This is a genomic window from Mycobacterium sp. NGS63 (assembly GCF_059812295.1).
On record NZ_JCALCJ010000004.1, the window covers coordinates 1 to 26,244 of the forward strand.

Annotated in this window: 25 protein-coding genes; 23 read left to right on the plus strand and 2 right to left on the minus strand. The window is 69.9% G+C overall.

Going from position 1 to position 26,244, the window contains the following annotated elements; translation table 11 throughout:
- The first annotated feature begins 335 nt into the window (after positions 1 to 335).
- From AC5Y4Z_RS10420 to AC5Y4Z_RS10500, 17 genes are all read left to right on the plus strand, one after another.
- A complete protein-coding gene (locus AC5Y4Z_RS10420) occupies positions 336 to 1,586 on the plus strand; it encodes an alkane 1-monooxygenase (protein ID WP_499963368.1) in 1,251 nt (416 codons plus the stop codon).
- Positions 1,583 to 1,762, plus strand: a complete 180-nt coding sequence (locus tag AC5Y4Z_RS10425; protein WP_499963369.1) for a rubredoxin — start codon at positions 1,583 to 1,585, stop codon at positions 1,760 to 1,762. Before AC5Y4Z_RS10420 ends, AC5Y4Z_RS10425 begins: the two co-directional genes overlap by 4 nt.
- Positions 1,759 to 1,941 carry a rubredoxin RubB gene (gene rubB / locus AC5Y4Z_RS10430; RefSeq protein ID WP_068100530.1) on the plus strand — a complete coding sequence of 61 codons (183 nt, stop codon included), beginning with the start codon at positions 1,759 to 1,761 and terminating at the stop codon, positions 1,939 to 1,941. Before AC5Y4Z_RS10425 ends, rubB begins: the two co-directional genes overlap by 4 nt.
- Entirely contained in the window at positions 1,938 to 2,573 is a 636-nt protein-coding gene (alkX, locus tag AC5Y4Z_RS10435; RefSeq protein ID WP_499963371.1) for a TetR family transcriptional regulator AlkX, read from the plus strand. Before rubB ends, alkX begins: the two co-directional genes overlap by 4 nt.
- Before the next feature lie 84 nt (positions 2,574 to 2,657).
- Positions 2,658 to 4,130 (plus strand): adenosylhomocysteinase, encoded by a 1,473-nt coding sequence (gene ahcY, locus AC5Y4Z_RS10440; RefSeq protein WP_499963374.1) that lies wholly within the window; start codon positions 2,658 to 2,660, stop codon positions 4,128 to 4,130.
- Positions 4,131 to 4,221: 91 nt separating this feature from the next.
- Positions 4,222 to 4,854, plus strand: coding sequence for a dTMP kinase (locus AC5Y4Z_RS10445; RefSeq protein WP_499963376.1), 633 nt, complete (start codon positions 4,222 to 4,224; stop codon positions 4,852 to 4,854).
- 80 nt (positions 4,855 to 4,934) lie between these two features.
- Positions 4,935 to 5,621, plus strand: a complete 687-nt coding sequence (gene mtrA, locus AC5Y4Z_RS10450) for a two-component system response regulator MtrA (protein ID WP_499963378.1) — start codon at positions 4,935 to 4,937, stop codon at positions 5,619 to 5,621.
- A gap of 31 nt (positions 5,622 to 5,652) precedes the next feature.
- Positions 5,653 to 7,323 (plus strand): MtrAB system histidine kinase MtrB, encoded by a 1,671-nt coding sequence (mtrB, locus tag AC5Y4Z_RS10455; RefSeq protein WP_499963380.1) that lies wholly within the window; start codon positions 5,653 to 5,655, stop codon positions 7,321 to 7,323.
- 9 nt (positions 7,324 to 7,332) lie between these two features.
- Entirely contained in the window at positions 7,333 to 9,081 is a 1,749-nt protein-coding gene (gene lpqB / locus AC5Y4Z_RS10460) for an MtrAB system accessory lipoprotein LpqB (protein WP_499964719.1), read from the plus strand.
- 30 nt (positions 9,082 to 9,111) lie between these two features.
- Positions 9,112 to 9,744 carry a ComF family protein gene (locus AC5Y4Z_RS10465; protein ID WP_499963382.1) on the plus strand — a complete coding sequence of 211 codons (633 nt, stop codon included), beginning with the start codon at positions 9,112 to 9,114 and terminating at the stop codon, positions 9,742 to 9,744.
- 361 nt (positions 9,745 to 10,105) lie between these two features.
- Complete coding sequence (hpf, locus tag AC5Y4Z_RS10470; protein ID WP_499964721.1) at positions 10,106 to 10,783, plus strand: ribosome hibernation-promoting factor, HPF/YfiA family; 678 nt, start codon at positions 10,106 to 10,108, stop codon at positions 10,781 to 10,783.
- 81 nt (positions 10,784 to 10,864) lie between these two features.
- On the plus strand, positions 10,865 to 13,711 hold the full coding sequence (secA, locus tag AC5Y4Z_RS10475; RefSeq protein ID WP_499963384.1) for a preprotein translocase subunit SecA: 2,847 nt from the start codon (positions 10,865 to 10,867) through the stop codon (positions 13,709 to 13,711).
- A 63-nt stretch (positions 13,712 to 13,774) separates the two neighbouring features.
- Entirely contained in the window at positions 13,775 to 14,515 is a 741-nt protein-coding gene (locus tag AC5Y4Z_RS10480; RefSeq protein WP_499963386.1) for a hypothetical protein, read from the plus strand.
- Positions 14,516 to 14,532: 17 nt separating this feature from the next.
- Positions 14,533 to 16,092, plus strand: coding sequence for an HD domain-containing phosphohydrolase (locus AC5Y4Z_RS10485; RefSeq protein ID WP_499963388.1), 1,560 nt, complete (start codon positions 14,533 to 14,535; stop codon positions 16,090 to 16,092).
- 70 nt (positions 16,093 to 16,162) lie between these two features.
- A complete protein-coding gene (gene mddA, locus AC5Y4Z_RS10490) occupies positions 16,163 to 16,918 on the plus strand; it encodes a methanethiol S-methyltransferase (RefSeq protein WP_499963390.1) in 756 nt (251 codons plus the stop codon).
- 72 nt (positions 16,919 to 16,990) lie between these two features.
- Entirely contained in the window at positions 16,991 to 17,473 is a 483-nt protein-coding gene (locus AC5Y4Z_RS10495; protein ID WP_499963392.1) for a cation:proton antiporter regulatory subunit, read from the plus strand.
- Between the two features lie 4 nt (positions 17,474 to 17,477).
- Positions 17,478 to 18,623: a cation:proton antiporter gene (locus AC5Y4Z_RS10500; RefSeq protein ID WP_499963394.1), complete on the plus strand. Its 1,146-nt coding sequence runs from the start codon at positions 17,478 to 17,480 to the stop codon at positions 18,621 to 18,623.
- Between the two features lie 3 nt (positions 18,624 to 18,626).
- On the opposite strand, the gene AC5Y4Z_RS10505 is transcribed toward AC5Y4Z_RS10500, so the two are convergent.
- Positions 18,627 to 19,139: an Rv3235 family protein gene (locus AC5Y4Z_RS10505; RefSeq protein ID WP_499963396.1), complete on the minus strand. Its 513-nt coding sequence runs from the start codon at positions 19,137 to 19,139 to the stop codon at positions 18,627 to 18,629.
- A gap of 201 nt (positions 19,140 to 19,340) precedes the next feature.
- On the opposite strand from AC5Y4Z_RS10505, the gene AC5Y4Z_RS10510 reads away from it, so the two are divergent.
- The 6 genes from AC5Y4Z_RS10510 to AC5Y4Z_RS10535 all read left to right on the plus strand — a co-directional run bounded on the left by AC5Y4Z_RS10510 (position 19,341) and on the right by AC5Y4Z_RS10535 (position 25,456).
- A complete protein-coding gene (locus tag AC5Y4Z_RS10510) occupies positions 19,341 to 20,759 on the plus strand; it encodes a WS/DGAT/MGAT family O-acyltransferase (protein ID WP_499963398.1) in 1,419 nt (472 codons plus the stop codon).
- A gap of 43 nt (positions 20,760 to 20,802) precedes the next feature.
- Positions 20,803 to 21,639 (plus strand): polyphosphate kinase 2, encoded by an 837-nt coding sequence (gene ppk2 / locus AC5Y4Z_RS10515; protein ID WP_499963400.1) that lies wholly within the window; start codon positions 20,803 to 20,805, stop codon positions 21,637 to 21,639.
- Positions 21,636 to 22,145: a DUF6912 family protein gene (locus AC5Y4Z_RS10520; RefSeq protein WP_499963402.1), complete on the plus strand. Its 510-nt coding sequence runs from the start codon at positions 21,636 to 21,638 to the stop codon at positions 22,143 to 22,145. The genes ppk2 and AC5Y4Z_RS10520 overlap by 4 nt, the downstream gene beginning before the upstream one ends.
- 103 nt (positions 22,146 to 22,248) lie before the next feature.
- On the plus strand, positions 22,249 to 23,400 hold the full coding sequence (locus tag AC5Y4Z_RS10525; protein WP_499963404.1) for a ferredoxin reductase: 1,152 nt from the start codon (positions 22,249 to 22,251) through the stop codon (positions 23,398 to 23,400).
- A gap of 85 nt (positions 23,401 to 23,485) precedes the next feature.
- A complete protein-coding gene (locus AC5Y4Z_RS10530) occupies positions 23,486 to 24,760 on the plus strand; it encodes a fatty acid desaturase family protein (RefSeq protein ID WP_499963406.1) in 1,275 nt (424 codons plus the stop codon).
- Between the two features lie 159 nt (positions 24,761 to 24,919).
- On the plus strand, positions 24,920 to 25,456 hold the full coding sequence (locus AC5Y4Z_RS10535) for a hypothetical protein (RefSeq protein ID WP_499963408.1): 537 nt from the start codon (positions 24,920 to 24,922) through the stop codon (positions 25,454 to 25,456).
- 67 nt (positions 25,457 to 25,523) lie between these two features.
- Here the strand turns inward: AC5Y4Z_RS10535 and AC5Y4Z_RS10540 are convergent, their stop codons facing one another.
- Complete coding sequence (locus tag AC5Y4Z_RS10540) at positions 25,524 to 26,198, minus strand: TetR/AcrR family transcriptional regulator (RefSeq protein ID WP_499963410.1); 675 nt, start codon at positions 26,196 to 26,198, stop codon at positions 25,524 to 25,526.
- Positions 26,199 to 26,244 lie beyond the last annotated feature (46 nt).

The following is a 26,244-nucleotide window of genomic DNA, read 5'->3' on the forward strand; positions in this document are numbered from 1 at the left end:
GCGTGGGCGTCGATTGTGAATCCTGGGCGGGAAACCGGCCCGATCGGCCGCCCTCTCTGCACACTCGACGCCGAGGATTCACACTCGACATCTGACCCGCGTCTGGCCCTGCCCCCGGGCATTGAGCGTGAAGCGTGGGCGTCGAGTGTGAATCCTGGGCGGAAAACCGGCCGGTCCGGCCGCCCTGCGCTCACACCCGACGCCGAGAATTCACACCCCGAGTCCGCTGCGGGGCGGCAAGGTTTACAAATTAAGCTCTAATGTCTAGACACAAGACGCAAACTGTCGTAATGTCCAATCTCAACGTGGCCTGACGCACACAAGGAGGTTTGGCAATGACCACACTCAGCCCCGCAGCCGGCCCGGAGGCCGCCGAGGCCCCGGTCTGGCGCGACAAGAAGCGCCACCTGTGGCTGATGGGATTGATCGCCCCGACGGCGCTGTTCGTGATGCTGCCCCTCGTGTGGGCGGCCAACCGGCTCGGCTGGCACGCCGCCGCGCAGGTGCCGCTGTGGATCGGGCCGATCCTGCTCTACGTCGTGTTGCCGGCGCTGGACCTGCGCTTCGGGCCCGACGGGCAGAACCCGCCCGACGAGGTGATGGACGCGCTGGAAAACGACAAGTACTACCGCTACTGCACCTACGCCTACATTCCGTTCCAGTACGCCAGCGTCGTGCTGGGCGCCTACCTGTTCACCGCGTCGAACCTGAGCTGGCTCGGCTTCGACGGGCCGCTGGGCTGGGCGGGCAAGCTGGGCGTGGCGCTGTCGGTCGGTGTCCTGGGAGGGGTGGGAATCAACACCGCGCACGAGATGGGACACAAGAAGGAGTCGCTGGAGCGGTGGCTGTCCAAGATCACCCTGGCGCAGTCCTGGTATGGCCACTTCTACATCGAGCACAACCGCGGCCACCACGTACGCGTCTCGACTCCTGAAGACCCGGCGTCGGCGCGTTTCGGCGAGAGCTTCTGGGAGTTCTTGCCGCGCAGCGTGTTCGGCAGCCTGCGCTCGGCGTTGCACCTCGAGGCGCAGCGGCTGCGCCGGCTGGGCAAGAACCCGTGGAACCCCAGGACGTATCTGGCCAACGACGTGCTCAACGCGTGGCTGATGTCGGTGGTGTTCTGGGGCGCGCTGGTCGCGATCTTCGGCCCGGCGCTGATCCCGTTCGTGATCGTCCAGGCCGTCTTCGGGTTCGGCCTGCTGGAGGCGGTCAACTACCTCGAGCACTACGGGTTGCTGCGCGGCAAGAACGCCAACGGCCGCTACGAGCGCTGCGCGCCGGTGCACAGCTGGAACTCCGACCACGTCGTCACCAACCTGTTCCTGTACCACCTGCAGCGGCACAGCGACCACCACGCCAACCCGACGCGCCGCTACCAGACGCTGCGCAGCATGGAAGGCGCGCCCAACCTGCCGAGCGGGTACGCGTCGATGATCACGCTGACCTACTTCCCGCCGCTGTGGCGCAAGGTGATGGACCACCGGGTGCTGGACCACTATGAGGGAGACATCGCCCGGGTCAACCTGCAACCGCGCAAGCGCGAGAGGCTGCTGGCCCGGTACGGGGCCCAGGGGGTCGGTAAATGACCGCCTACGGCTGCCCGGTCTGCGACTACGTCTACGACGAGGCCAAAGGCGATGCCCGGGAAGGCTTTCCGCCGGGCACGCGGTGGCAGGATGTTCCCGACGACTGGTGCTGCCCGGACTGCGCGGTGCGCGAGAAGCCAGATTTCAACAGCATCGAAGAAGGAGCAAACCAGTGAGCGACTACAAACTGTTCCGGTGCATCCAGTGCGGCTTCGAGTACGACGAGGCGCTGGGCTGGCCGGAGGACGGCATCGCCCCCGGCACCCGCTGGGACGACATCCCCGACGACTGGAGCTGCCCGGACTGCGGCGCCGCCAAGTCCGACTTCGAGATGGTCGAGGTGGCACGGCCATGAGCGCCCCAGCGACTATTCTCGCGCCTGTGAAGCGGATGCCCTACGCCGAGGCGTCGCGCGTGCTGCTGCGCGACTCGGTGTTGGACGCGATGCGGGATCTGCTGCTGGCCCGGGACTGGTCGGCGATCACGCTGTCGGACGTCGCCCGCGCCGCGGGCATCAGCCGGCAGACCATCTACAACGAGTTCGGCTCGCGGCAGGGCCTGGCGCAGGGGTACGCGCTGCGCCTGGCCGATCGCCTGGTCGACGCCGTGGGCGCCGCGCTGGACGCCAACGTCGGCAACATCTCCGAGGCGTTCCTGCAGGGGTTCCGGTCGTTCTTCGCGGAGTCCGCGGCCGACCCGCTGGTGATCTCGTTGCTGAGCGGGGTCGCCAAACCCGACCTGCTGCAGCTGATCACCACCGACAGCGCGCCCATCATCACCCGGGCGTCGGCGCGGCTGACCGCGGCGTTCACGCAGAGCTGGATCGCCACCAGCGACGAGGACGCCGGCGTGCTGGCCCGCGCCATCGTGCGGCTGGCGCTGAGCTACGTGTCGATGCCGCCGGAGGCCGATCACGACGTCGCGGCCGACCTGGCCCGGCTGATGACGCCGTTCGCCGAGCGGCACGGGGTCGTCAACATTCCCTGACGTCGCGGCGACTACAGTGGCGGCGGTACATACCCAAGCTATGTACCACCCGGATCCGTTAAGCCTCTAAGGATGAATCACGCCATGACGACGACCGAAAACGCGTTGACCCCCGACGTTCGCAACGGCATCGATTTCAAGGTCGCCGACCTGTCGTTGGCGGATTACGGTCGTCGGGACATCGAGCTCTCCGAGCAGGAGATGCCGGGCCTGATGTCGCTGCGCCGGGAGTACGCCGAGGTGCAGCCGCTCAAGGGGGCGCGGGTGTCGGGCTCGCTGCACATGACGGTGCAGACCGCGGTCCTCATCGAGACCCTCGTCGAACTGGGTGCCGAGGTCCGCTGGGCCTCGTGCAACATCTTCTCCACCCAGGACCACGCCGCCGCCGCGGTGGTCGTCGGCAAGCACGGCACCCCGGAGGAGCCCAAGGGTGTCCCGGTGTTCGCCTGGAAGGGCGAGACGCTCGAGGAGTACTGGTGGGCCGCCGAGCAGATGCTGACCTGGCCCGACGAGCCGGCGAACATGATCCTCGACGACGGCGGCGACGCCACCATGCTGGTGCTGCGCGGCGCGCAGTACGAGAAGGCCGGCGTGGTGCCGCCCGCCGAGGACGACGACCCCACCGAGTGGAAGGTCTTTTTGGAGCTGCTGCGCAAGCGCTTCGAGACCGACAAGAACAAGTGGACGACGATCGCCGAGTCGATCAAGGGCGTCACCGAGGAGACCACCACCGGCGTGCTGCGGCTCTACCAGTTCGCCGCGGCCGGGGACCTGGCGTTCCCGGCGATCAACGTCAACGACTCGGTGACCAAGTCCAAGTTCGACAACAAGTACGGCTGCCGGCACTCGCTCATCGACGGCATCAACCGCGGCACCGACGTGCTGATCGGCGGCAAGAAGGTGCTGGTGTGCGGCTACGGCGACGTCGGCAAGGGCTGTGCTGAGTCGGTCAAGGGCCAGGGCGCGCGCGTCGTGGTCACCGAGATCGACCCGATCAACGCGCTGCAGGCCCTGATGGAGGGCTACGACGTCGAGACCGTCGAGGACGCGATCGGCACCGCCGACATCGTCATCACCGCGACCGGCAACAAGGACATCATCACGCTGGCGCACATGAAGGCGATGAAAGACCATGCGGTGCTGGGCAACATCGGGCACTTCGACAACGAGATCCAGGTCGCCGAGCTGGAGCGCTCGGGCGCGACGAAGGTGAACATCCGGCCGCAGGTCGACGTGTGGACGTTCCCCGACAGCGGCAAGTCGATCATCCTGCTGTCCGAGGGCCGGCTGCTGAACCTGGGCAACGCCACCGGCCACCCGTCGTTCGTGATGAGCAACAGCTTCTCCAACCAGGTGATCGCGCAGATCGAGCTGTGGACCAAGAACGACGAGTACGACAACGAGGTGTACCGGCTGCCCAAGCACCTCGACGAGAAGGTGGCGCGCATCCACGTCGAGGCGCTCGGCGGCAAGCTGACCAAGCTCACCAAGGAGCAGGCCGAGTACATCGGCGTCGACGTCGACGGCCCCTACAAGGCCGACCACTACCGGTACTGAGCCCTCACTCGGTTCGCCGAGCGTGCGGCTGGCCGCACATTCGGCGGCGAGCGTGCGGCCAGCCGCCCGCTCGGCGGTTTAGGCTCGCGCCGTGCTGATCGCGATCGAGGGCGTCGACGGCTCGGGCAAGCGGACGCTCACCGAGGGGCTGAGCAACGCGTTCCGCGCCGCCGGTAAGTCGGTGGCCACGCTGGCGTTCCCGCGCTACGGGCGATCGGTGACCGCCGACGTCGTGGCCGAGGCGCTGCACGGCGAGCACGGCGACCTGGCGTCGTCGGTGTATGCGATGGCGATGCTGTTCGCGCTCGACCGCGCCGGGGCGGTCGGGGAGATCGAGGGCCTCGCCGGTGACCACGACGTCGTGATCCTGGATCGCTACGTCGCCTCCAACGCGGCCTACAGCGCCGCGCGGCTGCGCCAGGACGCGGCGGGGGAGGCGGTCGCCTGGGTGCGCCGGTTCGAATACGAGCGGCTGCGGCTGCCGGCGCCCGACTGGCAGGTGCTGCTCGCCGTCCCCGCCGAGCTGGCCGCGCAGCGGGCCCGCCACCGGGCCGAACACGAGCCGGGCCGGGCGCGCGACAGCTACGAACGCGACGACGAACTGCAGCAGCGCACCGGCGCGGTCTACGCGGAGCTGGCCGCCGCGAATTGGGGCGGGCGCTGGCTGGTCGTCGACGCCGACGTCGATGCGGGCGCGCTGGCGGCCGATTTGACCCCCAGATAGCACAAATTTGTCACGATTTGCCCGTCTCGCCCAAGAAACGCCCGTGTGGTGCGCCGAATTTGTCCCGATCTGGTGACACCATGGACTTCATGAGGCAAAGGATTTTGGTCGTCGACGACGACGCTTCGCTGGCCGAGATGCTCACCATCGTGTTGCGTGGGGAGGGTTTCGACACCGCGGTCATCGGCGACGGCACTCAGGCCCTGACCGCGGTGCGCGAGTTGCGCCCCGACCTGGTGCTGCTGGACCTGATGCTGCCGGGCATGAACGGCATCGACGTGTGCCGGGTGCTGCGCGCCGACTCCGGCGTCCCGATCGTGATGCTCACCGCCAAGACCGACACCGTGGACGTGGTGCTCGGCCTGGAGTCGGGCGCCGACGACTACATCATGAAGCCGTTCAAGCCCAAGGAGCTGGTCGCCCGGGTGCGCGCGCGGCTGCGGCGCAACGACGACGAGCCCGCGGAGATGCTTTCCATCGCCGACGTCGACATCGACGTGCCCGCGCACAAGGTCACCCGCAACGGCGAGCAGATCTCCCTCACACCGCTGGAGTTCGACCTGTTGGTCGCGCTGGCACGCAAACCGCGCCAGGTGTTTACTCGTGATGTGCTGCTCGAACAGGTGTGGGGATACCGGCACCCGGCGGACACCCGCCTGGTGAACGTGCACGTCCAGCGTCTGCGGGCCAAGGTCGAAAAAGACCCTGAGAACCCGACCGTGGTGTTGACCGTTCGAGGAGTGGGATACAAGGCCGGACCCCCGTGATCCGCGCCGGCGACGATGCAGGGCGTCGCGAGTGATCCGAGCCTCGCGGCGACGCACGCGTAGTCGTTGGGGGCGTTCCGGCCCCATGAGCCGCGGCATGGGTGCGTTGAGTCGAGCCGTTGGCGTTGCGTGGCGCCGATCGTTACAGCTGCGAGTCGTGGCGCTGACTCTGGGACTGTCACTGGCGGTGATCCTCGCGCTCGGCTTCGTGCTGACCAGCCAGGTCACCAACCGGGTTCTCGACGTGAAGGTCAAGGCCGCCATCGAGCAGATCGAGCGGGCGCGCACCACCGTGAGTGGGATCGTCAACGGCGAGGAGACGCGCTCGCTGGACAGCAGCCTGCAGCTGGCCCGCAACACGTTGACGTCGAAGACCGATCCGGCCTCGGGCGCGGGGCTGGCCGGCGCGTTCGACGCGGTGCTGATGGTGCCGGGCGACGGCCCGCGCGCCGCCACGACGGCCGGGCCCGTCGACCAGGTGCCCGGCTCCCTGCGGGGCTTCGTCAAGGCCGGGCAGGCGGCCTACCAGTACGCCACGGTGCACACCGACGGCTTCTCGGGCCCGGCGCTGGTCATCGGCACGCCGGCGTCGGCGCAGGTGGCCAACCTCGAGCTGTACCTGATCTTCCCGCTCAAAAGTGAGCAGGCCACCATTCAGCTGGTGCGCGGCACGATGATCACCGGCGGCGCGCTGCTGCTGGTGTTGCTCGCCGGGATCGCGCTGCTGGTCTCCCGCCAGGTGGTGGTGCCGGTCCGCTCGGCGTCGCGGATCGCCGAGCGGTTCGCCGAGGGACACCTCTCCGAGCGGATGCCGGTGCGCGGCGAGGACGACATGGCGCGGCTGGCCGTGTCGTTCAACGACATGGCCGAGAGCCTGTCGCGGCAGATCACCCAGCTCGAGGAGTTCGGCAACCTGCAGCGCCGCTTCACCTCCGACGTCAGCCACGAACTGCGCACCCCGCTGACCACCGTGCGCATGGCCGCCGACCTGATCTACGACCACAGCGCCGACCTCGATCCCACGCTCGCCCGCTCCACCGAGCTGATGGTCAGCGAGCTGGACCGGTTCGAGACGCTGCTCAACGACCTGCTGGAGATCTCGCGGCACGACGCCGGCGTGGCCGAGCTGTCCGTCGAGGCGGTCGATTTGCGCTCCACCGTGCAAAGCGCGCTGGGCAACGTGGGCCACCTGGCCGAGGAGGCCGGTATCGAGCTGCTGGTCGACCTGCCCGGCGAGGAGGTGATCGCCGAGGTCGACGCGCGCCGCGTGGAACGGATCCTGCGCAACCTGATCGCGAACGCCATCGATCATGCCGAGCACAAGCCGGTGCGCATCCGGATGGGCGCCGACGAGGACACCGTCGCCGTCACGGTCCGCGACCACGGGGTGGGGCTGCGGCCGGGCGAGGAGAAGCTGGTGTTCAGCCGGTTCTGGCGCTCCGACCCGTCGCGGGTGCGGCGCTCCGGCGGCACCGGGCTGGGCCTGGCGATCAGCATCGAGGACGCGCGGCTGCACCAGGGCCGGCTGGAGGCCTGGGGCGAACCCGGTCAGGGCGCCTGCTTCCGGCTGACCCTGCCGCTGGTTCGCGGGCACAAGGTCACCACCAGCCCGCTGCCGTTGAAGCCGATCCCGCAACCCGCGCCGGCGCCCGCGCCCGAACCCCAAACCCGTCAACGCGAACACGCCGAAAGGAGCGTCTAGGTGCGGCGGCTGGTAGGCCTGCTCTGTGCCGCGGTGTTGCTGGGCGGGTGCGCCGGAGTGCCCAGCTCGTCGGCCCCGCAGGCCATCGGCACCGTCGAACGGCCGGCGCCGTCGAATCTGCCCAAGCCCACCCCGGGCATGGACCCCGACGTGTTACTGCGCGAATTCCTCAAGGCCACAGCGGATCCCGCCAACCGGCACCTGGCCGCGCGGCAATTCCTCACCCAGTCGGCGTCCAATTCGTGGGACGACGCCGGTAGCGCCCTGCTGATCGACCACGTGGTGTTCGTGGAAACCCGTGGCGCCGAACGGGTTTCGGCGACCATGCGGGCCGACATCCTGGGCTCGCTGTCCGACGTGGGCGTCTTCGAGACCGCCGAGGGCGTGCTGCCCGACCCCGGCCCGATCGAGCTGGTCAAGACGCGCGACGGCTGGCGCATCGACCGCCTGCCCAACGGGGTCTTTTTGGACTGGCAGCAGTTCCAGTCGACCTACAAGCGCAACACCCTGTACTTCGCCGACCCCACCGGCAAGACCGTGGTGCCCGATCCGCGCTACGTGGCGGTGTCCGATCACGACCAGCTGCCCACCGAGCTGATCTCCAAGATGCTGGCCGGCCCGCGCCCGGAGATGGCCCACACCGTGCGCAACCTGCTCGCCCCGCCGCTGCGCCTGCGCGGTCCGGTGACCCGCGCCGACGGCGGCAAGAACGGGATCGGCCGCGGTTACGGCGGCGCCCGCATCGACCTGGAGAAGCTGTCCACCACCGATCCGCACAGCCGGCAATTGCTTGCCGCACAGATCATTTGGACGCTGGCCCGCGCCGACATCAGGGGCCCATACGTGATCAACGCCGACGGCGCGCCGCTGGACGACAGGTTCGCCGAGGGCTGGACCACCTCCGACGTCGCGGCCACCGACCCGGGCGTCGCCGACGGCGCGGGCGCGGGCCTGCACGCGTTGGTCAACGGGTCGCTCGTCGGGCTGGACGGCCAGCACGCCACCAACGTGGCGGGGGCCTTCGGGCGGATGGGCGATCAGACCGGCGCCGCGCTGTCGCGCAACGGCCGCGAGGTGGCGTCGGTGGTGACCCTGCGCCGCGGCGCCCCGGATCAGGCGGCGTCGCTGTGGATCGGCGACCTGGGCGGCGAGGCGGTGCAATCCGCCGACGGGCGCAGCCTGACGCGGCCCAGCTGGGCGCTGGACGACGCCGTGTGGGTGGTGGTCGACAACAACAACGTGCTGCGCGCGATCCAGGAACCGGCGTCGGGGCAGCCCGCGCGCATCCCGGTGGATTCGGCGCTGGTGTCCGCCAGCTTCCCCGGGCCGATCACCGACCTGCAGCTGTCCCGCGACGGGACGCGCGCCGCGATGGCGATCAACGGCCAGGTGATCCTCGCCGGGGTGGAGCAGACGCAGGCCGGGCAGTACGCCCTGACCTACCCGCGCCGGCTCGGCTTCGGCCTCGGCAATTCGGTGATCTCGCTGTCGTGGCGCACCGGCGACGACATCGTGGTGACCCGCACCGACCCCAGCCACCCGGTGTCCTACGTCAACCTCGACGGCGTGAATTCCGACGCACCCGCGCGCGGGCTGCAGACCCCGGTGTCGGTCGTCGCGGCCAACCCGTCGAGCGTGTACGTCGCCGCCCCGTCGGGGGTGCTGCAGTATTCGGCGTCGGCCCCGGAAAGCCAGCAGAGCTGGTCGGAGGTGACCGGGCTGTCGGCGCCCGGGGCGGCGCCGGTGCTGCCGGGCTAGCTGTCAGGGGCTCCCGCCACACTGGCGGGCGTGCTCGACCTCATCCTGCCGACCGAATGCGGCGGCTGCGGGGCGCCGTCGACCCGCTGGTGTGACGGCTGCGCCAGGGAACTCGCGGTCCGGCCTGACGAGCCGCACGTGATCACGCCCCGCGTCGACCCGCAGGTGCCGGTGTTCGCGCTGGGCCGCTATGCCGGCGCGCGCCGCCGGGCGATCCTGGCGCTCAAGGAGCGCGGGCGCGGCGACCTGGTCGCGCCGCTGGCCCACGCGCTGGCCCTCGGGCTGCACCGGCTGCTGGCGTGGGGGATGGTCGACACCCCGCTGACGCTCGTGCCCGCCCCGACGCGGCGCTCGGCGGCGCGCCGGCGCGGCGGCGATCCCGTCGACCGGGTGGCGCGGGCGGCGGTGGCCGGGCACCCCGACGTCACCGTCGCCCAGGCGCTGCGGATGCGGGCGTGGGCCCGCGACTCGGTGGGCCTGGGCACGTCGGCGCGCGAGCGCAACCTCGCCGGCCGGGTGGTGCTGCGGGGCCGGCCGCCGCGCTCGGAAGTGGTGATCGTCGACGACATCGTCACCACCGGCGCGACGGCGCGCGAATCGGTGCGGACGCTGCAGGCGGCCGGCGTCCGGGTGGCCGCGGTGCTCGCGATCGCCGCGGCGTGAAACCCCGGCGCGGCCGAACGTCGAGTTGTTGCCGAAGACCGCGCAGATGCCCGCAACAACTCGACGCCCGGCGGCCAAGAGGTTGTGAAGAACTCGCAACAGCTGTGCGAAATTGGTGGCATCCCAAGGCGAACTAGAGCTAACGTCGAAAACAACGTTCCGGGACATCCGGTCGCGATTCCCCGGGCTGAGACGCCACTGCAGAGGGGGTGAGTATTCGACACCTTGCACCGGCGGGCAGCCTGCGGCGGCGCTCCACTCGAGAGCCGTTCCCACCCCGTCGTTGCGCCATCTGAAAGCCGGCACGCAGCGCGTGCGACGTGGAAAAGGAAACGAGTTGACACGTATGTCAAGGCTTACCGTGGATCCCGGTCAGATTCTGGACCAACCGCCGGCAGAGAGCACCGAGCCGGCCGAACTGACCAGCTCCGAAATCGTGTTCAAGGGCCGCAACGTCGAAATCCCCGATCACTACCGCGTCTACGTCTCGCAAAAACTCGCCCGCCTCGAACGCTTCGATCGCTCCATCTACCTCTTCGATGTCGAGCTCAAGCACGCGCCCAACCGGCGCCAGCGCAAGTCCTGTCAACGCGTGGAGATCACCGCCCGCGGGCGCGGGCCGGTGAGCCGGGCGGAGGCCTGCGCCGACAGCTTCTACGCCGCGTTCGAGTCGGCCGTCGACAAGCTGGAGAACCGGCTGCGCCGCGTCAAGGACCGCCGCAAGGTCCACTACGGCGACAAGACCCCGGTTTCGCTGGCCGCCGCCACCGCGGTGACCCCGTTGCCGCAAGGCGCCTTCAACTCCGGGCCCGTCGAACCCCACCAACACGACGGCGCGGAACCGCTTGACGACCACGAGCCCGGGCGGGTGGTGCGCACCAAGGAGCACCAGGCCACGCCGATGTCGGTCGACGAGGCGCTCTACGAGATGGAGCTCGTCGGGCACAATTTCTTCCTGTTCTACGACAGGGAGACCGAACGGCCGTCGGTCGTCTACCGCAGGCACGCCTACGACTATGGGTTGATCCGGCTGGCTTGATCGGGGGGCGCGGCGGGTTCGTCGCCTACGATGGGGGTCGCTCATCAAAGAAGAGGACTCTCTACAACAGGGGACATAGCTGTGCTGTCGAAGTTGCTGCGCCTTGGTGAAGGTCGCATGGTCAAGCGCCTCAAGCGGGTGGCCGACTATGTCAACACGTTGTCCGACGACGTCGAGAAGCTCACCGACGCGGAACTGAGGGCCAAGACCGACGAGTTCAAGAAGCGCCTCGACGAGGGCGAGACCCTCGACGACCTGCTGCCCGAGGCGTTCGCCGTGGCCCGCGAGGCCGCCTGGCGGGTACTGGACCAGCGCCCGTTTGACGTGCAGGTGATGGGCGCGGCCGCGCTGCACCTGGGCAACGTCGCCGAGATGAAGACCGGTGAGGGCAAGACGCTGACCTGCGTGCTGCCGGCCTACCTCAACGCGCTGGCCGGCACGGGCGTGCACATCGTCACCGTCAACGACTACCTGGCCAAACGCGACAGCGAGTGGATGGGCCGGGTGCACCGATTCCTGGGCCTGCAGGTCGGCGTGATCCTCGCGCAGATGACGCCCGACGAACGCCGCGTCGCCTACAACGCCGACATCACCTACGGCACCAACAACGAGTTCGGCTTCGACTACCTGCGCGACAACATGGCGCACTCGCTCGACGACCTGGTGCAGCGCGGCCACAACTACGCGATCGTCGACGAGGTCGACTCCATCCTGATCGACGAGGCCCGCACCCCGCTGATCATCTCCGGCCCCGCCGACGGCGCCTCCAACTGGTACACCGAGTTCGCCCGGCTGGCGCCGCTGATGGAGAAGGACACCCACTACGAGGTCGACCTGCGCAAGCGCACCGTCGGCGTGCACGAGAAGGGCGTCGAGTTCGTCGAGGACCAGCTCGGCATCGACAACCTCTACGAGGCCGCCAACTCGCCGCTGGTCAGCTACCTCAACAACGCGCTGAAGGCCAAGGAGCTGTTCAACCGCGACAAGGACTACATCGTCCGCGACGGCGAGGTGCTCATCGTCGACGAGTTCACCGGCCGCGTGTTGATCGGCCGCCGCTACAACGAGGGCATGCACCAGGCCATCGAGGCCAAGGAGCACGTCGAGATCAAGGCCGAGAACCAGACGCTGGCCACCATCACGCTGCAGAACTACTTCCGGCTCTACGACAAGCTGGCCGGCATGACCGGCACCGCCCAGACCGAGGCGGCCGAGCTGCACGAGATCTACAAGCTGGGCGTGGTGTCCATCCCGACCAACAAGCCGATGATCCGCACCGACTGTTCGGACCTCATTTACAAGACCGAGGAAGCCAAGTACATCGCGGTGGTCGACGACGTCGCCGAGCGCTACGAGAAGGGCCAGCCGGTCCTGATCGGCACCACCAGTGTGGAGCGCTCGGAGTACCTGTCGCGGCAGTTCCAGAAGCGGCGCCTGCCGCACAACGTGCTCAACGCCAAGTACCACGAGCAGGAGGCGACGATCGTCGCCGTGGCCGGCCGACGCGGCGGCATCACCGTGGCCACCAACATGGCCGGCCGCGGCACCGACATCGTGCTGGGCGGCAACGTGGACTTCCTCACCGACCAGCGGCTGCGCGAGCGGGGCCTGGACCCGGTGGAGACGCCCGACGAGTACGAGGAGGCCTGGCACGCCGAGCTGCCCGAGGTCAAGGAGGAGGCGTCCAAGGAGGCCGCCGAGGTGATCGAGGCCGGCGGCCTGTACGTGCTGGGCACCGAACGCCACGAGTCGCGGCGCATCGACAACCAGCTGCGCGGCCGCTCCGGCCGCCAGGGCGACCCGGGCGAGTCGCGGTTCTACCTGTCGCTTTCCGACGAGTTGATGCGCCGCTTCAACGGCGCGGCGCTGGAGGCGATGCTCAACCGGCTCAACCTGCCCGACGACGTGCCGATCGAGAACAAGATGGTGACCCGCGCCATCAAGAGCGCCCAGACCCAGGTCGAGCAGCAGAACTTCGAGGTCAGAAAGAACGTCCTCAAGTACGACGAGGTGATGAACCAGCAGCGCAAGGTGATCTACGCCGAGCGCCGCCGCATCCTCGAGGGCGAGAACCTCAAGGACCAGGCGCTGGACATGGTCCGCGACGTGATCACCGCCTACGTCAACGGCGCGACGGCCGAGGGCTACGCCGAGGACTGGGACCTCGACGCGTTGTGGTCGGCGCTGAAGACGCTGTACCCGGTCGGGATCACCCACGAGAGCCTGACGCATCCCGACGTGGACTCCGACCGCGACGACCTGACCCGCGAGGAGCTGCTCGAGGCGCTGATCAAGGACGCCGAACGCGCTTACGGCGCAAGGGAAGCCGAGCTCGAGGAGATCGCCGGCGAGGGCGCGATGCGCCAGCTGGAGCGCAACGTGCTGCTCAACGTTATCGACCGCAAGTGGCGCGAGCACCTCTACGAGATGGACTACCTCAAGGAGGGCATCGGGCTGCGGGCGATGGCGCAGCGCGACCCGCTGGTGGAGTATCAGCGCGAGGGCTACGACATGTTCATGGCCATGCTCGACGGCATGAAGGAGGAGTCGGTCGGCTTCTTGTTCAACGTCACCGTCGAGGCGGTGCCCGCGCCGCAGGTCGCCCCGCAGCCGACGCCCGAGGGGCTGGCGGAGTTGGAAGCAACCGCCGCCGCACAGCAGGACGGCGCGCCCGAAACGACCGCAACCCCCGCCCCGGCGCGCGAGGAGGCGCCAAGCGTGTTGCGCGCCAAGGGAATCGACAATGAGGCACCGGCGATGACGTATTCCGGTCCGTCGGAGGACGGGTCGGCGCAGGTGCAGCGCAACGGCGGCCAGCAGAAGACGCCGGCCGGTGTGCCCGGCGGCGCCAGCCGGCGCGAGCGTCGCGAGGCCGCGCGGCGGCAGGGCCGCGGCGCCAAGCCGCCGAAATCGGTCAAGAAGCGCTAGCCGCTTCGGAATTGAGGCAGCCGCCTCATGCGCCGGGCGGCCGCCGGCGTCCAGCATTCCGTTATGAGCAAAACTCCCTTGGACGCGGCGTCGGCCGTCTTGCAGAACCCCGTGCTGCCCGCCGGCGATGACGAAAGATTCGTCGGCTTCGGCGTGTTGGGCCTGCCGTTCGTCGGCGGGCACTACCTGGCCCTGCGTTGTATTCCCGCGGCGTCGTTCGCGCCGGGCTACCGGTCGGTGTGGCACCGCGACCCGGCCGGCGTGTGGACGTTCTACGCGACGACGCCGGGCCCGCTGAGCTGCGCCCGGTACTTCAGCGCGGCGACCCCCAATGACGCGGTGCAGTGCGATATCGACGTCGCCTGGGTCACCCCGTGGTCGCTGTGCGTCGAGATCCCCGGCCTGCTCGAGTGGCGCCTGGACCTCGGGACCACCGCAGTGACGCGGCTGATGACCGGGATGGCGCGGCGGCTGCCCACGCGGGCGTGGACCAACCGCGCGGCCCTCGGCGCGATCGGGCGGGCCGCCGGGCCGGTGCTGGGCGCCGGGCGGGTGCGGCTGTCCGGGGCCGCGCCCAACGGTCAGCGATTCATGCTCGCGCCCACGCAATTCTGGGCGGTGACCGGGTCCCGCGCGGCCCTGCGCGGGGCGGACCTCGGCCCGGTCGGGCCGCTGCGCGCGCAGGCCCGGCTGGCGGGATTCCGCGCGCCGCAGCGCGGATACTTCGTCGTGGGCGGGGGCCACCTCGACACCTTTGACCCCGCCCGGCACCGCGCCGTCGGGCGCACCGTTTCGATCGCCTGACGGGCACAATGTGGTCCATGAGGTCCACGCCGGGGCTCGAGCCACCCACCCGCGCGGAGTTGCTGGCGGCGCTGTCGGTGGCGATCGACCTCGGACTGGGGCAACCCGCCGAGCACATGTTGCGCTCCGCGCTGATCGCCACCAGGCTGGCCGATCGGCTCGGACTGCCCGCGGCCCAACGGGATTGCGTCTACTACACGACGCTGATCATGTGGATCGGGTGCCACGCCGACTCGCACGAATACGCGCGATGGTTCGGCGACGACATCGCCGTGCGGCACGACTCCTATCTGGTCGACTGGTCGGGGCTGCCGTACTGGCGCTTCCTGGCGGGCAACGTCGGGCGCGGTCAGCCGCTGGTGCACCGGCTCACGATCATGGCGACGCTGTTCGTCAACGCGCGCGGCCAGCTGTCCCGGTTGATCCATTCGCACTGCACCTCCGCGGCGCTGCTGGCCGACCGCATCGGCCTGGGCCCCGACGTGCAGGCGGCGCTCGGGTTCGCCTTCGAGCGCTACGACGGCGGCGGCCTGCCCACCGGCGCGCACGGGGAGGCGATCCCGATACAGATGCGGGTGGCCCAGCTCGCCGACATGGTCGAGGTCCACCACCGCGCCTGCGGCGTCGAGGGCGCCGTCGCGATGGCGCGCGCCCGCCGGGGCGGCCAGTTCGACCCGCAGGTGGTCGACGCCTTCACCCGGCACGCCGACACGATCCTGGCCGGGCCGCCGGCCGGCGACGCCTGGGCGGCGGCGCTGCGCGAGGCGCCCGATCGCCACCAACGCCTCGACGACCGGGGCCTGGACGCGCTGCTGGTCGCCCTCGGCGACTTCGTCGACCTCAAATGCCCCTTCACCCTGGGACATTCGCGCGCGGTGGCCAAGCTCGCGGGCGACGCGGCGGCGGCCACCGGCGCCGACGCGGACACGGCCGCGCTGGCGCGGCGCGCGGGCCACGTCCACGACCTGGGCCGCATCGGGGTGTCGAACCAGATCTGGTCCAAGCCGGCGTCTTTGAGCGCGGCCGAGTTCGAGCGGGTCCGGCTGCACCCCTACCTCACCGTGCGGATCCTCAACCAGGTCCCCGGCCTCGCCCGGCTGGCCGAGGTCGCGGGCAACCACCACGAATGCCTGGACGGCTCGGGGTATCCGCGCGGGCTCGCGGGGACCGCGCTGACCGTGCCCGACCGCGTCCTGGCCGCCGCGGTCGGCTACCAATCCGCCTGCGAGCCAAGGCCGTACCGCGACGAGCTGGCTCCGGACGCGGCGGCGCGGCGGCTGCGTGAGCGGGCGCGCGCCGGCGAGCTGGACCCGGTGGCCGTCGAGGCGGTGTTGCACGCCGCCGGGCAACCCGCCGCCCGGCCGAAGCTGCGGCCGGACGGCCTCACCCCCCGCGAAGTCGAGGTGCTGTGCCTGGTCGCCCGCGGCGCGTCGAACAAGGAGATCGCCGCCTCGCTGGTGATCAGCGAGAAGACGGCCCGCAACCACGTCGAGCGGACGTACGCGAAGATCGGCGTGTCCAATCGCATCGGCGCCAGCATGTACGCGCTGCGGCACGGACTAGTCAAAAATAACTAGCGCCCGCCCGCGCGAAGTTGAGGCAAATGACCTATATACCGCCTGGCCCGTGCGGCGGACACTGGGACCCATGAAGCGCTACCTGATCGTCGCCTACGGCGCGGCGGCGTACCTGTTGTTCCTCGCCGCCTTCTTGTATCTCATTGCCTTCGTGGGCAACCTCTTTGTGCCGCGCACGGTCGATCACGGGCTGTCGGCGCCCATGGGCCAGGCGCTGTTGGTCAACGTGTTGCTGGTGGCCGCGTTCGGCGTCCAGCACAGCGTCATGGCCCGGCCGGCGTTCAAACAGTGGTGGACCCGCCTGGTGCCGGAGTCGATCGAGCGCAGCACCTACGTGGTGGCCTCGAGCGCGGTGCTGGTGCTGCTGTATTGGCAGTGGCGCACGATGCCGGCCGTCATCTGGGACGTGCGCCAGCCGGCCGGCCGCGTGGCCGTGTGGGCGGTGTTCTGGCTGGGCTGGGGGATCGCTTTGGCGTCGACCTTCATGGTCAGCCACTTCGATCTGTTCGGCCTGCGGCAGGTGTATCTGGCGTGGCGTGGAAAGCCCTACAGCCACATCGGTTTTCACGCGCGATGGCTGTACCGGCTGGTGCGCCACCCGCTGATGCTGGGCCTGCTCATCGCCTTCTGGGCGACGCCCACCCTGACCGCCGGGCACCTGCTCTTCTCGATCGCGATGACGGGCTACGTGCTGATCGCGCTGCATTTCGAGGAGCGCAATCTCGTCGACGCACTGGGTGACCAATACCTCGACTACCGCCGCGACGTGCCGATGCTGCTCCCGCATCCGCGCCACCAGCCGGCGGAAACGGTTGGCCAGCACTGACTCTCGCCCCGTCAGGCCGCGGGCGTGAACCGGGCCGGTTGACCGGCCCGCCGCGCCTGCAAAGATGGACGCATGGATGTCAAGGAGGTGTTGCTGCCGGGCGTCGGTCTCCGATACGAATTCACCAGCCACAAGGGTGAACGGATTGGCATCATCGCACGCCGGGGCGGCGACTTCGACGTCGTCCTGTACGGTCCCGACGACCCCGACCAGGCTCGCCCCGTCCTGCACCTGGCCGACGACGAGGCCGAGGCCGTCGCCCAGATCCTGGGCGCGCCCCGCATCGCCGAGCGGTTCACCGAGCTGTCCCGGCAGGTGCCCGGGCTCGAGACGGGGCAGGTCCACATCGTGGCGGGCAGCCCCTTCGTCGACCATCCGCTCGGCGACACCCGGGCCCGCACCCGCACCGGGGCGTCCATCGTGGCGATCGTGCGCAACGACGAAGTGCTCGCCTCGCCGGGCCCGGCCGAGATGCTGCACGCGCGCGACGTCCTGATCGTGATCGGCACCGAGGACGGCATCGCCGGCGTCGAACAGATCATCGACAAGGGCTGAGCCGATGCAGGTTTCGGGGGCGCTACTGCTACAACTCGGCGCCCTCCTGGCCACGCTTGCCGTCTTGGGCGCCGTGGCCCGCCGCCTGGCGTTGTCCCCCATCCCGGTCTACCTGCTGGCGGGCCTGTCGCTGGGCAAGGGCGGGCTGCTGCCGGTCGCGGCGGCCGGCGAGTTCATCGAGACGGCCGCACCCATCGGCGTGGTGCTGCTGCTGCTGACCCTGGGCCTGGAGTTCTCGGCGACCGAGTTCGCCAGCAGCCTGCGCCACCACCTGCCGTCGGCCGCCGTCGACATCGTGCTCAACGCCACGCCCGGCGCGGTCGCCGGCTGGCTGCTGGGACTGAACGGCGTGGCCATCCTGGCCCTGGCCGGGGTCACCTATATCTCCTCGTCGGGCGTCATCGCCCGCCTCGTGCAGGACCTGGGCCGGCTCGGCAACCGGGAGACGCCGGCGGTGCTGTCGGTGCTGGTGCTCGAGGACTTCGCGATGGCGGCCTACCTGCCGCTGTTCGCGGTGCTCGCCGCGGGCGGCGGCTGGGTGCAGGCCCTCGCCGGCATGGTCGCCGCGGTCGGGGCGCTGGTGGCCGCGTTCGCCGCCTCCTACCGCTGGGGGCACCACGTCGGCCGGCTGGTCGAACATCCCGACTCCGAGCAGCTGTTGTTGCGGGTCCTGGGCATCACGCTGATCGTGGCGGCGGTGGCCGAGGAGCTGCACGCGTCGGCCGCCGTCGGCGCGTTTCTGGTGGGCCTCACCCTGACCGGGGCGACGGCCGACCGGGCGCGTCAGGTGCTCGGCCCGCTGCGCGACCTGTTCGCCGCCATCTTCTTCCTGGCGATCGGCCTGTCGGTCGACCCGCAGGAGCTGCTGCCGATGCTGCCGGTGGCGCTGGCGCTGGCCGCGATCACCGCCGCGACCAAGGTGGTTACCGGGATCGTCGCGGCCCGGCGCGACGGCGTGGCGCGGCGCGGGCAGCTGCGCGCGGGCACCGCGCTGATCGCCCGGGGCGAGTTCTCGCTGATCATCATCGGGCTGGTCGGCACGTCCATTCCCGGGGTTGCCGCGCTGGCCACGTCGTACGTCTTCGTCATGGCGATCGCGGGGCCGGTGCTGGCCCGGTACGCAGGCGGCCCGTCCACCGCCGCGGCCTGAGCGTCAGCCGATGTGCAGCGCCACCACCAGCCACCGGGCGGCGCCACCGGTGCGGACCCGTTCCACGCGGCAGGCGATGGCATGCACCCGGTTCCCGCGGCTGTAGGAGCCGAACACCTCGGCCGCGGCCTCGGGGTCGTGGTGCCCCGCCGGTTGCAGCCGCGTGCGGCGCAGCACAGCGGCGGCGTGCGCCTGGCCGGCCGCCGAGCGGCCGATCGCGAGCACCGAGTCCACCAGGGCGGGCGCCAGCACGGGCCGCAGCTGGGCGGCGGGACGGCGACGGTCGATGACTTCCAGCACCCGGCGCAGCGCGGCGTCGGCGAAGACGGCGGCCTGGCGCATCGGCGCTGCGGGCTCCGCCGACGCCCGCGGTTGGCGGGCCGGTTGTGCGGGGCACGGGCGGCGCGGCGCGTGCGGCCGGCGGCGCGGCGCCGCGTGGGGCGGCTGCCGGCACCGGGGGACGTCTCCCCTGGGCGGTTCGTAGTCGACGACGGGCGTCACGGCGAAAGCGGTCAACGCGCACTCTTCATCGGGTCGACGCTGCTGGAGAGTGGCAGACGCTGGGGTGGTCAGTGGTCATCATGGCACAGGGCGTGCCGGCGCGTATCCGCGCCGACCAGCCAACGCGTACCCGCGCCGAGCCGCGCGCCGTTCCGGCGATTACCGTGGGCGGGAACACCCGTTCACTTAACGAAACTCCAGGAGGACAGCGCCGCAATGGTGACCCGGTTGTCCCAGGCGGACGCCTCCTTCTACCGGCTGGAGAACACGGCCACCCCGATGTACGTCGGGTCGCTGTCCATCCTGCAGCGCCCGCGGGCGGGACTGAGCTACGAGGCGCTGCTGGCCACGGTCGAACAGCGGCTGGCCCAGATCCCGCGCTACCGGCAGAAGGTGCGCGAGGTGCGGATCGGCATGGCCAGGCCGGTGTGGATCGACGACAACGACTTCGACATCACCTACCACGTGCGGCGCTCGGCGCTGCCGTCGCCGGGCAGTGACGAGCAGCTGCACGAGCTGATCGCGCGGCTGGCCGCCCGCCCCCTGGACAAGTCGCGCCCGCTGTGGGAGATGTACCTGGTCGAGGGCCTGGCCAAGAACCGCGTCGCCCTCTACACCAAGTCGCATCAGGCGTTGATCAACGGCATGACCGCGCTGGAAATCGGCCACGTCATCGCCGACCGGACGCGCCGCCCCCCGCCGTTTCCCGAAGACATCTGGATCCCGGAACGCGACCCCGGCCCCACGCGGCTGGTCCTGGGCGCCATCGGCGACTGGATGGCCGGGCCGGGCGCGCAGTTGCAGGCCGTCGGATCCGCCGTGGCCGGGCTGGCGACGGATGCCGGCGCGCTGCTCGAGGCCGGGCGCCGCGTCGTCGACATCGCGCGCGCGGTGGCGCGCGGCACGGCGCCGAGCAGCCCGCTCAACGCCACCGTTTCGCGCAACCGGCGGTTCACGGTCGCGCGCGGCAGCCTGGAGGACTACCGCACGGTGCGCGCCCGCTATGACTGCGACATCAACGACGTGGTGCTCGCCGTCATCGCCGGCGCGCTGGGCAACTGGCTGCTGTCCCGCGGGGAGGCGGTGTCGCCGACGGCGACGGTGCGCGCGATGGCGCCGCTGTCGGTCTACGCCGACGAGCAGCTCGACTCGACCGGGCCCGGCCAGATGATCAGCCAGGTCACGCCCTTCCTGGTGGACTTGCCGGTGGGGGAGGCCAACCCGGTGGTGCGGCTGTCGCAGATCGCCCACGCCACCGAGTCCAACCCGACCGCCGCCAGCCTGGTCGACGCCCGCACCATCGTCACCCTGTCGGGCTTTGCTCCACCGACGTTGCACGCCATGGGAATTCGCGTGGCCACCGGCTTCCCGAGTTTCTCCAAGCGCACGTTCAACCTGTTGATCACCAACGCCCCGGGCGCCCAGTCGCAGATGTACATCGCCGGCACCAAGCTGCTGGAGACCTACGCCGTGCCCCCGCTGCTGAACGAGCAGGCGCTGGCGATCAGCGTGACGTCCTACAACGGCATGCTGTACTTCGGGATCAACGCCGACCGCGACGCGATGAGCGACGTCGACCTCCTGCCGGGCCTGTTGAACCAGTCCCTCGAGGAACTCCTGGGGGCTTCCCGTTGACTAGCCGGGTGAAAACCCGTGCCTGGATCTATCATTCGTTGGTGTGAGCACCGAGACGAACGACGGCCCGCCGGCCGCGCGCAAAATCTCCGGCGTCGTCTACGAATCCGAATTATTCCGGCTCCAAACCGAATTCGTGAAGCTGCAGGAGTGGGTGCGGCACATCGGTGTGCGTCTCGTCGTCGTCTTCGAGGGTCGCGACGGGGCGGGCAAGGGCGGAACCATCAAGCGGATCACCGAATACCTCAACCCGCGCGTCGCCCGGATCGTGGCGCTGCCCGCCCCGACCGATCGCGAACGCGGCCAGTGGTACTTTCAGCGCTACATCGCCCACCTGCCCGCCAAGGGCGAGATCGCGCTGTTCGACCGGTCGTGGTACAACCGCGCCGGCGTCGAAAAGGTGATGGGATTCTGTACGCCGCAAGAGCATGCGCTGTTTTTGCGGCAGACGCCGATCTTCGAGCAGATGCTCATCGACGACGGGATCCTGTTGCGCAAGTATTGGTTTTCCGTTTCCGAGGCCGAGCAGCTGCGCCGGTTCCGGGCGCGGCTGAACGACCCAGTGCGGCAATGGAAACTGAGCCCCATGGACTTGGAATCGCTGTACCGGTGGGAGGACTACTCGCGCGCCAAGGACGAGATGATGGTCCACACCGACACCCCGGCCAGCCCTTGGTACATCGTGGAATCCGACATCAAGAAGCACGCGCGCCTGAACATGATGGCCCATCTGCTGTCCACGGTCGCCTACCACGACGTCGGGCGGCCCAAGGTCAAGCTGCCCAAACGCCCGGTGGTCAGCGGCAACTACCAGCGCCCGCCGCGCGAGCTGTCCACCTACGTCGACGACTACGCGGCGAGTTTGATCGGGCGCGGATGATCCAGGTCTACATCCCGGCAACCCTGGCGATGCTGCAGCGGCTCGTCGCCGACGGTTCGCTGTGGCCGGTCAACGGCACCGCGTTCGCGCTGACGCCGCGGCTGCGCGAGGCCTACGCGGAGGGCGACGATGACGAGCTCGCCGAGGTGGCGCTGCGCGAGGCGGCGCTGGCGTCGCTGCGGCTGCTGGCCGCCGAGGCCGCCGATGGGGAAGCCGGTCTGCCGCCCCGGCGCGCGGTGCTGGCCGCCGAGGTGGACGACATCACATACCGCCCCGACCTCGACGACGCCGTCGTGCGGGTCGGCGCGCCCGTCACGCTCGACCAGGTGGTCGCCGCCTACGTCGACAACACCGCCGCGGAGCCCGACGTCACCAGGGCGATCGAGGTCATCGACGCCGCCGACCTGGGCGACGAGGACGCCGAGCTGGTCGTCGGCGACGCGCTGGACCACGACCTGGCGTGGTATGCGACCCAGGAGCTGCCGTTCCTGCTCGACCTGCTGTAACCGGCGCACTGTGACGCAGTCCTGACCAGCGCACCTGGATACGCCACCGTAGGTTACGGTACCGTAGCCTTTTGGAGGGGCGTAGCGAGCAGGAGCTTTTTTAGTGGGCAAGCAGTACGCACCGATCACCGCCAACATCGGGGACACCAGGCGCCCCGTCGTCGCCGGGGCGGACCGGCATCCCGGCTGGCACGCGCTGCGCAGGCTGGCCGCGCGCATCACCACGCCGCTGTTGCCAGACGACTATCTGCACCTGGCCAACCCGCTGTGGTCGGCGCGCGAATTGCGGGGCCGCATCCTCGATGTGCGGCGGGAGACCGAGGACTCCGCGACCCTGGTGATCAAGCCGGGCTGGGGCTTCAGCTTCGACTACCAGCCGGGCCAGTACATCGGGATCGGGCTGCTGGTGGACGGCCGCTGGCGCTGGCGGTCCTACTCGCTGACCTCGAGTCCGGCCGAGTCCTCCGGGTCGGGCGGGCCGCGCACGGTGACCATCACCGTCAAGGCGATGCCCGAGGGGTTCCTGTCCACCCACCTGGTGGCCGGCGTCGAGCCCGGGACCATCGTCCGGCTGGCCGCGCCCCAGGGCAACTTCGTGCTGCCCGACCCGGCGCCGCCGTCGATCCTGTTCCTCACCGCCGGGTCCGGCATCACGCCGGTGATGTCGATGCTGCGAACGTTGGTGCGCCGCAACCAGATCGGCGACGTCACGCACCTGCATTCGGCGCCCACCGAGGCCGAGATGATGTTCCGCGCCGAGCTGGCCGACCTGGCCACCAACCAGCCGGGCTACCGGCTGCAGGTGCGCGAGACGCGCACCCAGGGCCGCCTCGACCTCGCCGCGCTGGACCACGAGGTGCCCGACTGGCGCGAGCGTCAGACCTGGGCGTGCGGGCCCGAGGGCATGCTGGCCCAGGCCCAGAAGACGTGGTCGGCGGCCGGCATCGGCGACCGGCTGCACCTGGAGCGCTTCGCGGTGTCGCGGGCCGCACCCGCCGGGGCCGGCGGCACCGTCACGTTCGCCCGCAGCGGGCGCGCCGTGGCCGCCGATGCCGCGACGTCGCTGATGGACGCCGGGGAGGGCGCCGGCGTGCAGATGCCGTTCGGCTGCCGGATGGGCATCTGCCAGTCCTGCGTCGTCGGCCTGGTGGACGGCCACGTCCGCGACCTGCGGACCGGCGCCGAACACGACCCCGGGACGCGGATCCAGACCTGCGTGTCGGCCGCGTCCGGCGATTGCGTGCTCGACATCTAAAGGCTACTCACAGGTAACCTACGGATTCGTAGGTTACGATAGCGTAGGTATTGACCCGGACAACGACAGCAGGGAGAAGAAGACGATGGCGATCACCGACGTCGACGTATTCGCCCATCTGACGGACGCCGACATCGAAAGCCTGGCCGTTGAGCTCGACGCCATCCGCCAGGACATCGAGGACTCTCGCGGGGCGCGCGACGCCCGCTACATCCGTCGCACCATCGCCGCGCAGCGCGCGCTGGAGGTGGCCGGCCGGGTGGCGCTGGCCGCCAGTTCGCGGCGTTCGGCCTGGTGGGCCGGCGCCCTCACCCTGGGCGTGGCCAAGATCATCGAGAACATGGAGATCGGCCACAACGTCATGCACGGCCAGTGGGACTGGATGAACGACCCGGAGATCCACTCCTCGACGTGGGAGTGGGACATGAGCGGGTCGTCCAAGCACTGGCGTTACACCCACAACTTCGTGCACCACAAGTACACCAACATCCTCGGGATGGACGACGACGTCGGCTACGGCATGCTGCGCGTCACCCGCGACCAGCGCTGGAAGCGCTTCAACATCCTGAACCTGGTGTGGAACACGTTGCTGGCGCTGCTTTTTGAGTGGGGCGTGGGCCTGCAGCACGTGGAGATCGGCAAGATCGTCAAGAAGCGGATGGACAACGAGGACGCCCGCCAACGCATCGACGAGTTCCTGGCCAAGGCGGGCCGCCAGGTGGTCAAGGACTACGTCGCGTTCCCGGCGCTGACCGCACTGTCGCCCGAAGCGAGCTTCCGCTCGACGCTGACGGCCAACGCGACCGCCAACGTGATCCGCAACGTGTGGGCCAACGCCGTGATCTTCTGCGGCCATTTCCCCGACGGCGCAGAGAAGTTCACCAAGACCGACATGATCGGTGAGACCAAGGGCCAGTGGTACCTGCGCCAGATGCTGGGCAGCGCCAACTTCGAGGCCGGGCCGGTGCTGCGGTTCATGAGCGGCAACCTGTGCCACCAGATCGAGCACCACCTGTATCCCGACCTGCCGAGCAACCGGCTGCACGAGATCTCGGTGCGGGTGCGCCAGGTGTGCGACAAGTACGACTTGCCCTACACCACAGGCTCATTCCTGCTGCAGTACGCCAAGACGTGGCGCACGCTGGCCAAGCTGTCGCTGCCGAACAAGTACCTGCACGACGACGCCGACGACGCGCCGGAGACCCGCAGCGAGCGGATGTTCGAGCAGCTGGAGCCCGGTTTCGCGGGCACCGACCCGGCGACCGGACGCCGGCGCGGGCTGAAGACCGCGATCGGCACCGTGCGCGGCTGGCGGCGCGCCCGCCGCGACCAGCGGCAAGCCCGCGGCCTGGCGGCCTGACGCCCCAACCCCCTCGCGCTAACCCCTCTCGCGCCTAACCCCTCTCGCGCCGAGCGTGAACTGAGGGCGGGTTTTCGCCGCCGCGGGCGTGCAATTTCCGCCCTGGCTGCACGTTCGGCGCGGCGGCTACGCTCGAGGGACGTTAGTGAAAGGCACGCGATGTTCGCAGCGTTCGGATTCGAAACCCTGGGTGTGGTCGTCGGGGACATGTATTTCGTGGACCCGCGCCCGCTCGCCGGTCAGGAGACCCCGGAGCGTGGGGTCAGGCTGGAATTGCGCGTCGTCGACCGGGCCGAGCCGCACGGGTCGATCTACGCCGGCGTCCCGATCTCCTTCGGCCGCCCGGTGTGGCGGGTGGACCTCTTCGGCTCCACGGAGAGCCCGCCCGGGACGCTGGACCGCGCCCACCACCACCCCCGCTTCGACGGCTGGGAACCCGGCCGCCGGCACTTCGTCCCCGAGCTGTCGGCCGACCCGGTGTCGTGGCTGGCCGGTCAGCTGGCCGACCCGGACACCGTGCTGGCCCGGGCGGGCGTCGACACCGCGGACGTCACCGAGGCCGACAAGGCGGGGCTCGTCGCGGCGGCCCCGGACATCGTCGCCGCGGTGCGGCGGATGCTCGACGGCGTGCGCGACGGGACGTTGGCGCCGTCGCCCGCCGAGCCGGTCGCTGCCGCCCGCACCGGCTGGCTCTGAGCCGGATCCGATCCGCACCTCGTGGCTGGCGCGATGATCGCCACCGCCTCGGCGATCCGGGCGCGTTTCAGCCGGGCTCGTCGCGCGCGCCGAGCGCTCGGGCTTTGAACCGGGTGTCAGCGACGATTTCCGGTGCGGGCCGTTCGGCCCACTCCCTGATCGCCGGCGCCAGCCAGCGCCGGAGGTAACCGCGAAGTTCGTCCGCGTCGCGCGGCGGGTCGCTGGGGTTGGACATAAAGGAGTGCACCGCGCGCAGTGACCATTCGACTAATTCGTCCAGCGTGTGCGACGCGATCGGCGTTCGCTCCCAGTCGATGGAGGTGTTCTCTACGAGAACCTGCTCTCCGATGCGACGTGTCGTCTCCGATGTGATGCTGCGCAGCAGTGCGTGTGACGGTTCATCGAGCAGCAGTTGAAGGTACGGCTCGTCAGGCACCGCGGTGACGGTGAGGACGATGCCCTCGACAACGGCGTCGGCGACATCGTCAATCCATCTCAGGCGTTTGGCCATGGTCTCCAGGAAGTTCCGCGTGCCCTGGGTAGCAGCCGCTCGCAGCAACGCCGTGGTGCTGGGGAAGTACCGATACACCGTCTTCCTGCTGACCCCGAGTTCGTCCGCGACGTCGGCGATGGTGGTCTGTCCGCCGCGGCGCCGCACGCAGCGGTCGGCTGCCGCCACGATCCGCGCGACGGCCTCCTCGTCGCTGTCCGGCGGTTTTCCCCGCCAGCCATGGGTCCGCATGGCTGCAAATGTAATCGAGGCTGGACATCGACGACACAGGGTTGCT

What these genes read in the sequence shown, in the direction of transcription:
- AC5Y4Z_RS10420 (WP_499963368.1), top strand. Translation starts at nt 336, where the DNA reads ATGACCACACTCAGCCCCGCAGCCGGCCCGGAGGCCGCCGAGGCCCCG.
- AC5Y4Z_RS10425 (WP_499963369.1), top strand. Translation starts at nt 1,583, where the DNA reads ATGACCGCCTACGGCTGCCCGGTCTGCGACTACGTCTACGACGAGGCC.
- alkX (WP_499963371.1), top strand. Translation starts at nt 1,938, where the DNA reads ATGAGCGCCCCAGCGACTATTCTCGCGCCTGTGAAGCGGATGCCCTAC.
- ahcY (WP_499963374.1), top strand. Translation starts at nt 2,658, where the DNA reads ATGACGACGACCGAAAACGCGTTGACCCCCGACGTTCGCAACGGCATC.
- mtrA (WP_499963378.1), top strand. Translation starts at nt 4,935, where the DNA reads ATGGACTTCATGAGGCAAAGGATTTTGGTCGTCGACGACGACGCTTCG.
- AC5Y4Z_RS10480 (WP_499963386.1), top strand. Translation starts at nt 13,775, where the DNA reads ATGAGCAAAACTCCCTTGGACGCGGCGTCGGCCGTCTTGCAGAACCCC.
- AC5Y4Z_RS10485 (WP_499963388.1), top strand. Translation starts at nt 14,533, where the DNA reads ATGAGGTCCACGCCGGGGCTCGAGCCACCCACCCGCGCGGAGTTGCTG.
- mddA (WP_499963390.1), top strand. Translation starts at nt 16,163, where the DNA reads ATGAAGCGCTACCTGATCGTCGCCTACGGCGCGGCGGCGTACCTGTTG.
- AC5Y4Z_RS10495 (WP_499963392.1), top strand. Translation starts at nt 16,991, where the DNA reads ATGGATGTCAAGGAGGTGTTGCTGCCGGGCGTCGGTCTCCGATACGAA.
- AC5Y4Z_RS10500 (WP_499963394.1), top strand. Translation starts at nt 17,478, where the DNA reads ATGCAGGTTTCGGGGGCGCTACTGCTACAACTCGGCGCCCTCCTGGCC.
- AC5Y4Z_RS10510 (WP_499963398.1), top strand. Translation starts at nt 19,341, where the DNA reads ATGGTGACCCGGTTGTCCCAGGCGGACGCCTCCTTCTACCGGCTGGAG.
- AC5Y4Z_RS10520 (WP_499963402.1), top strand. Translation starts at nt 21,636, where the DNA reads ATGATCCAGGTCTACATCCCGGCAACCCTGGCGATGCTGCAGCGGCTC.
- AC5Y4Z_RS10530 (WP_499963406.1), top strand. Translation starts at nt 23,486, where the DNA reads ATGGCGATCACCGACGTCGACGTATTCGCCCATCTGACGGACGCCGAC.
- AC5Y4Z_RS10535 (WP_499963408.1), top strand. Translation starts at nt 24,920, where the DNA reads ATGTTCGCAGCGTTCGGATTCGAAACCCTGGGTGTGGTCGTCGGGGAC.
- AC5Y4Z_RS10540 (WP_499963410.1), bottom strand. Translation starts at nt 26,198, where the DNA reads ATGCGGACCCATGGCTGGCGGGGAAAACCGCCGGACAGCGACGAGGAG.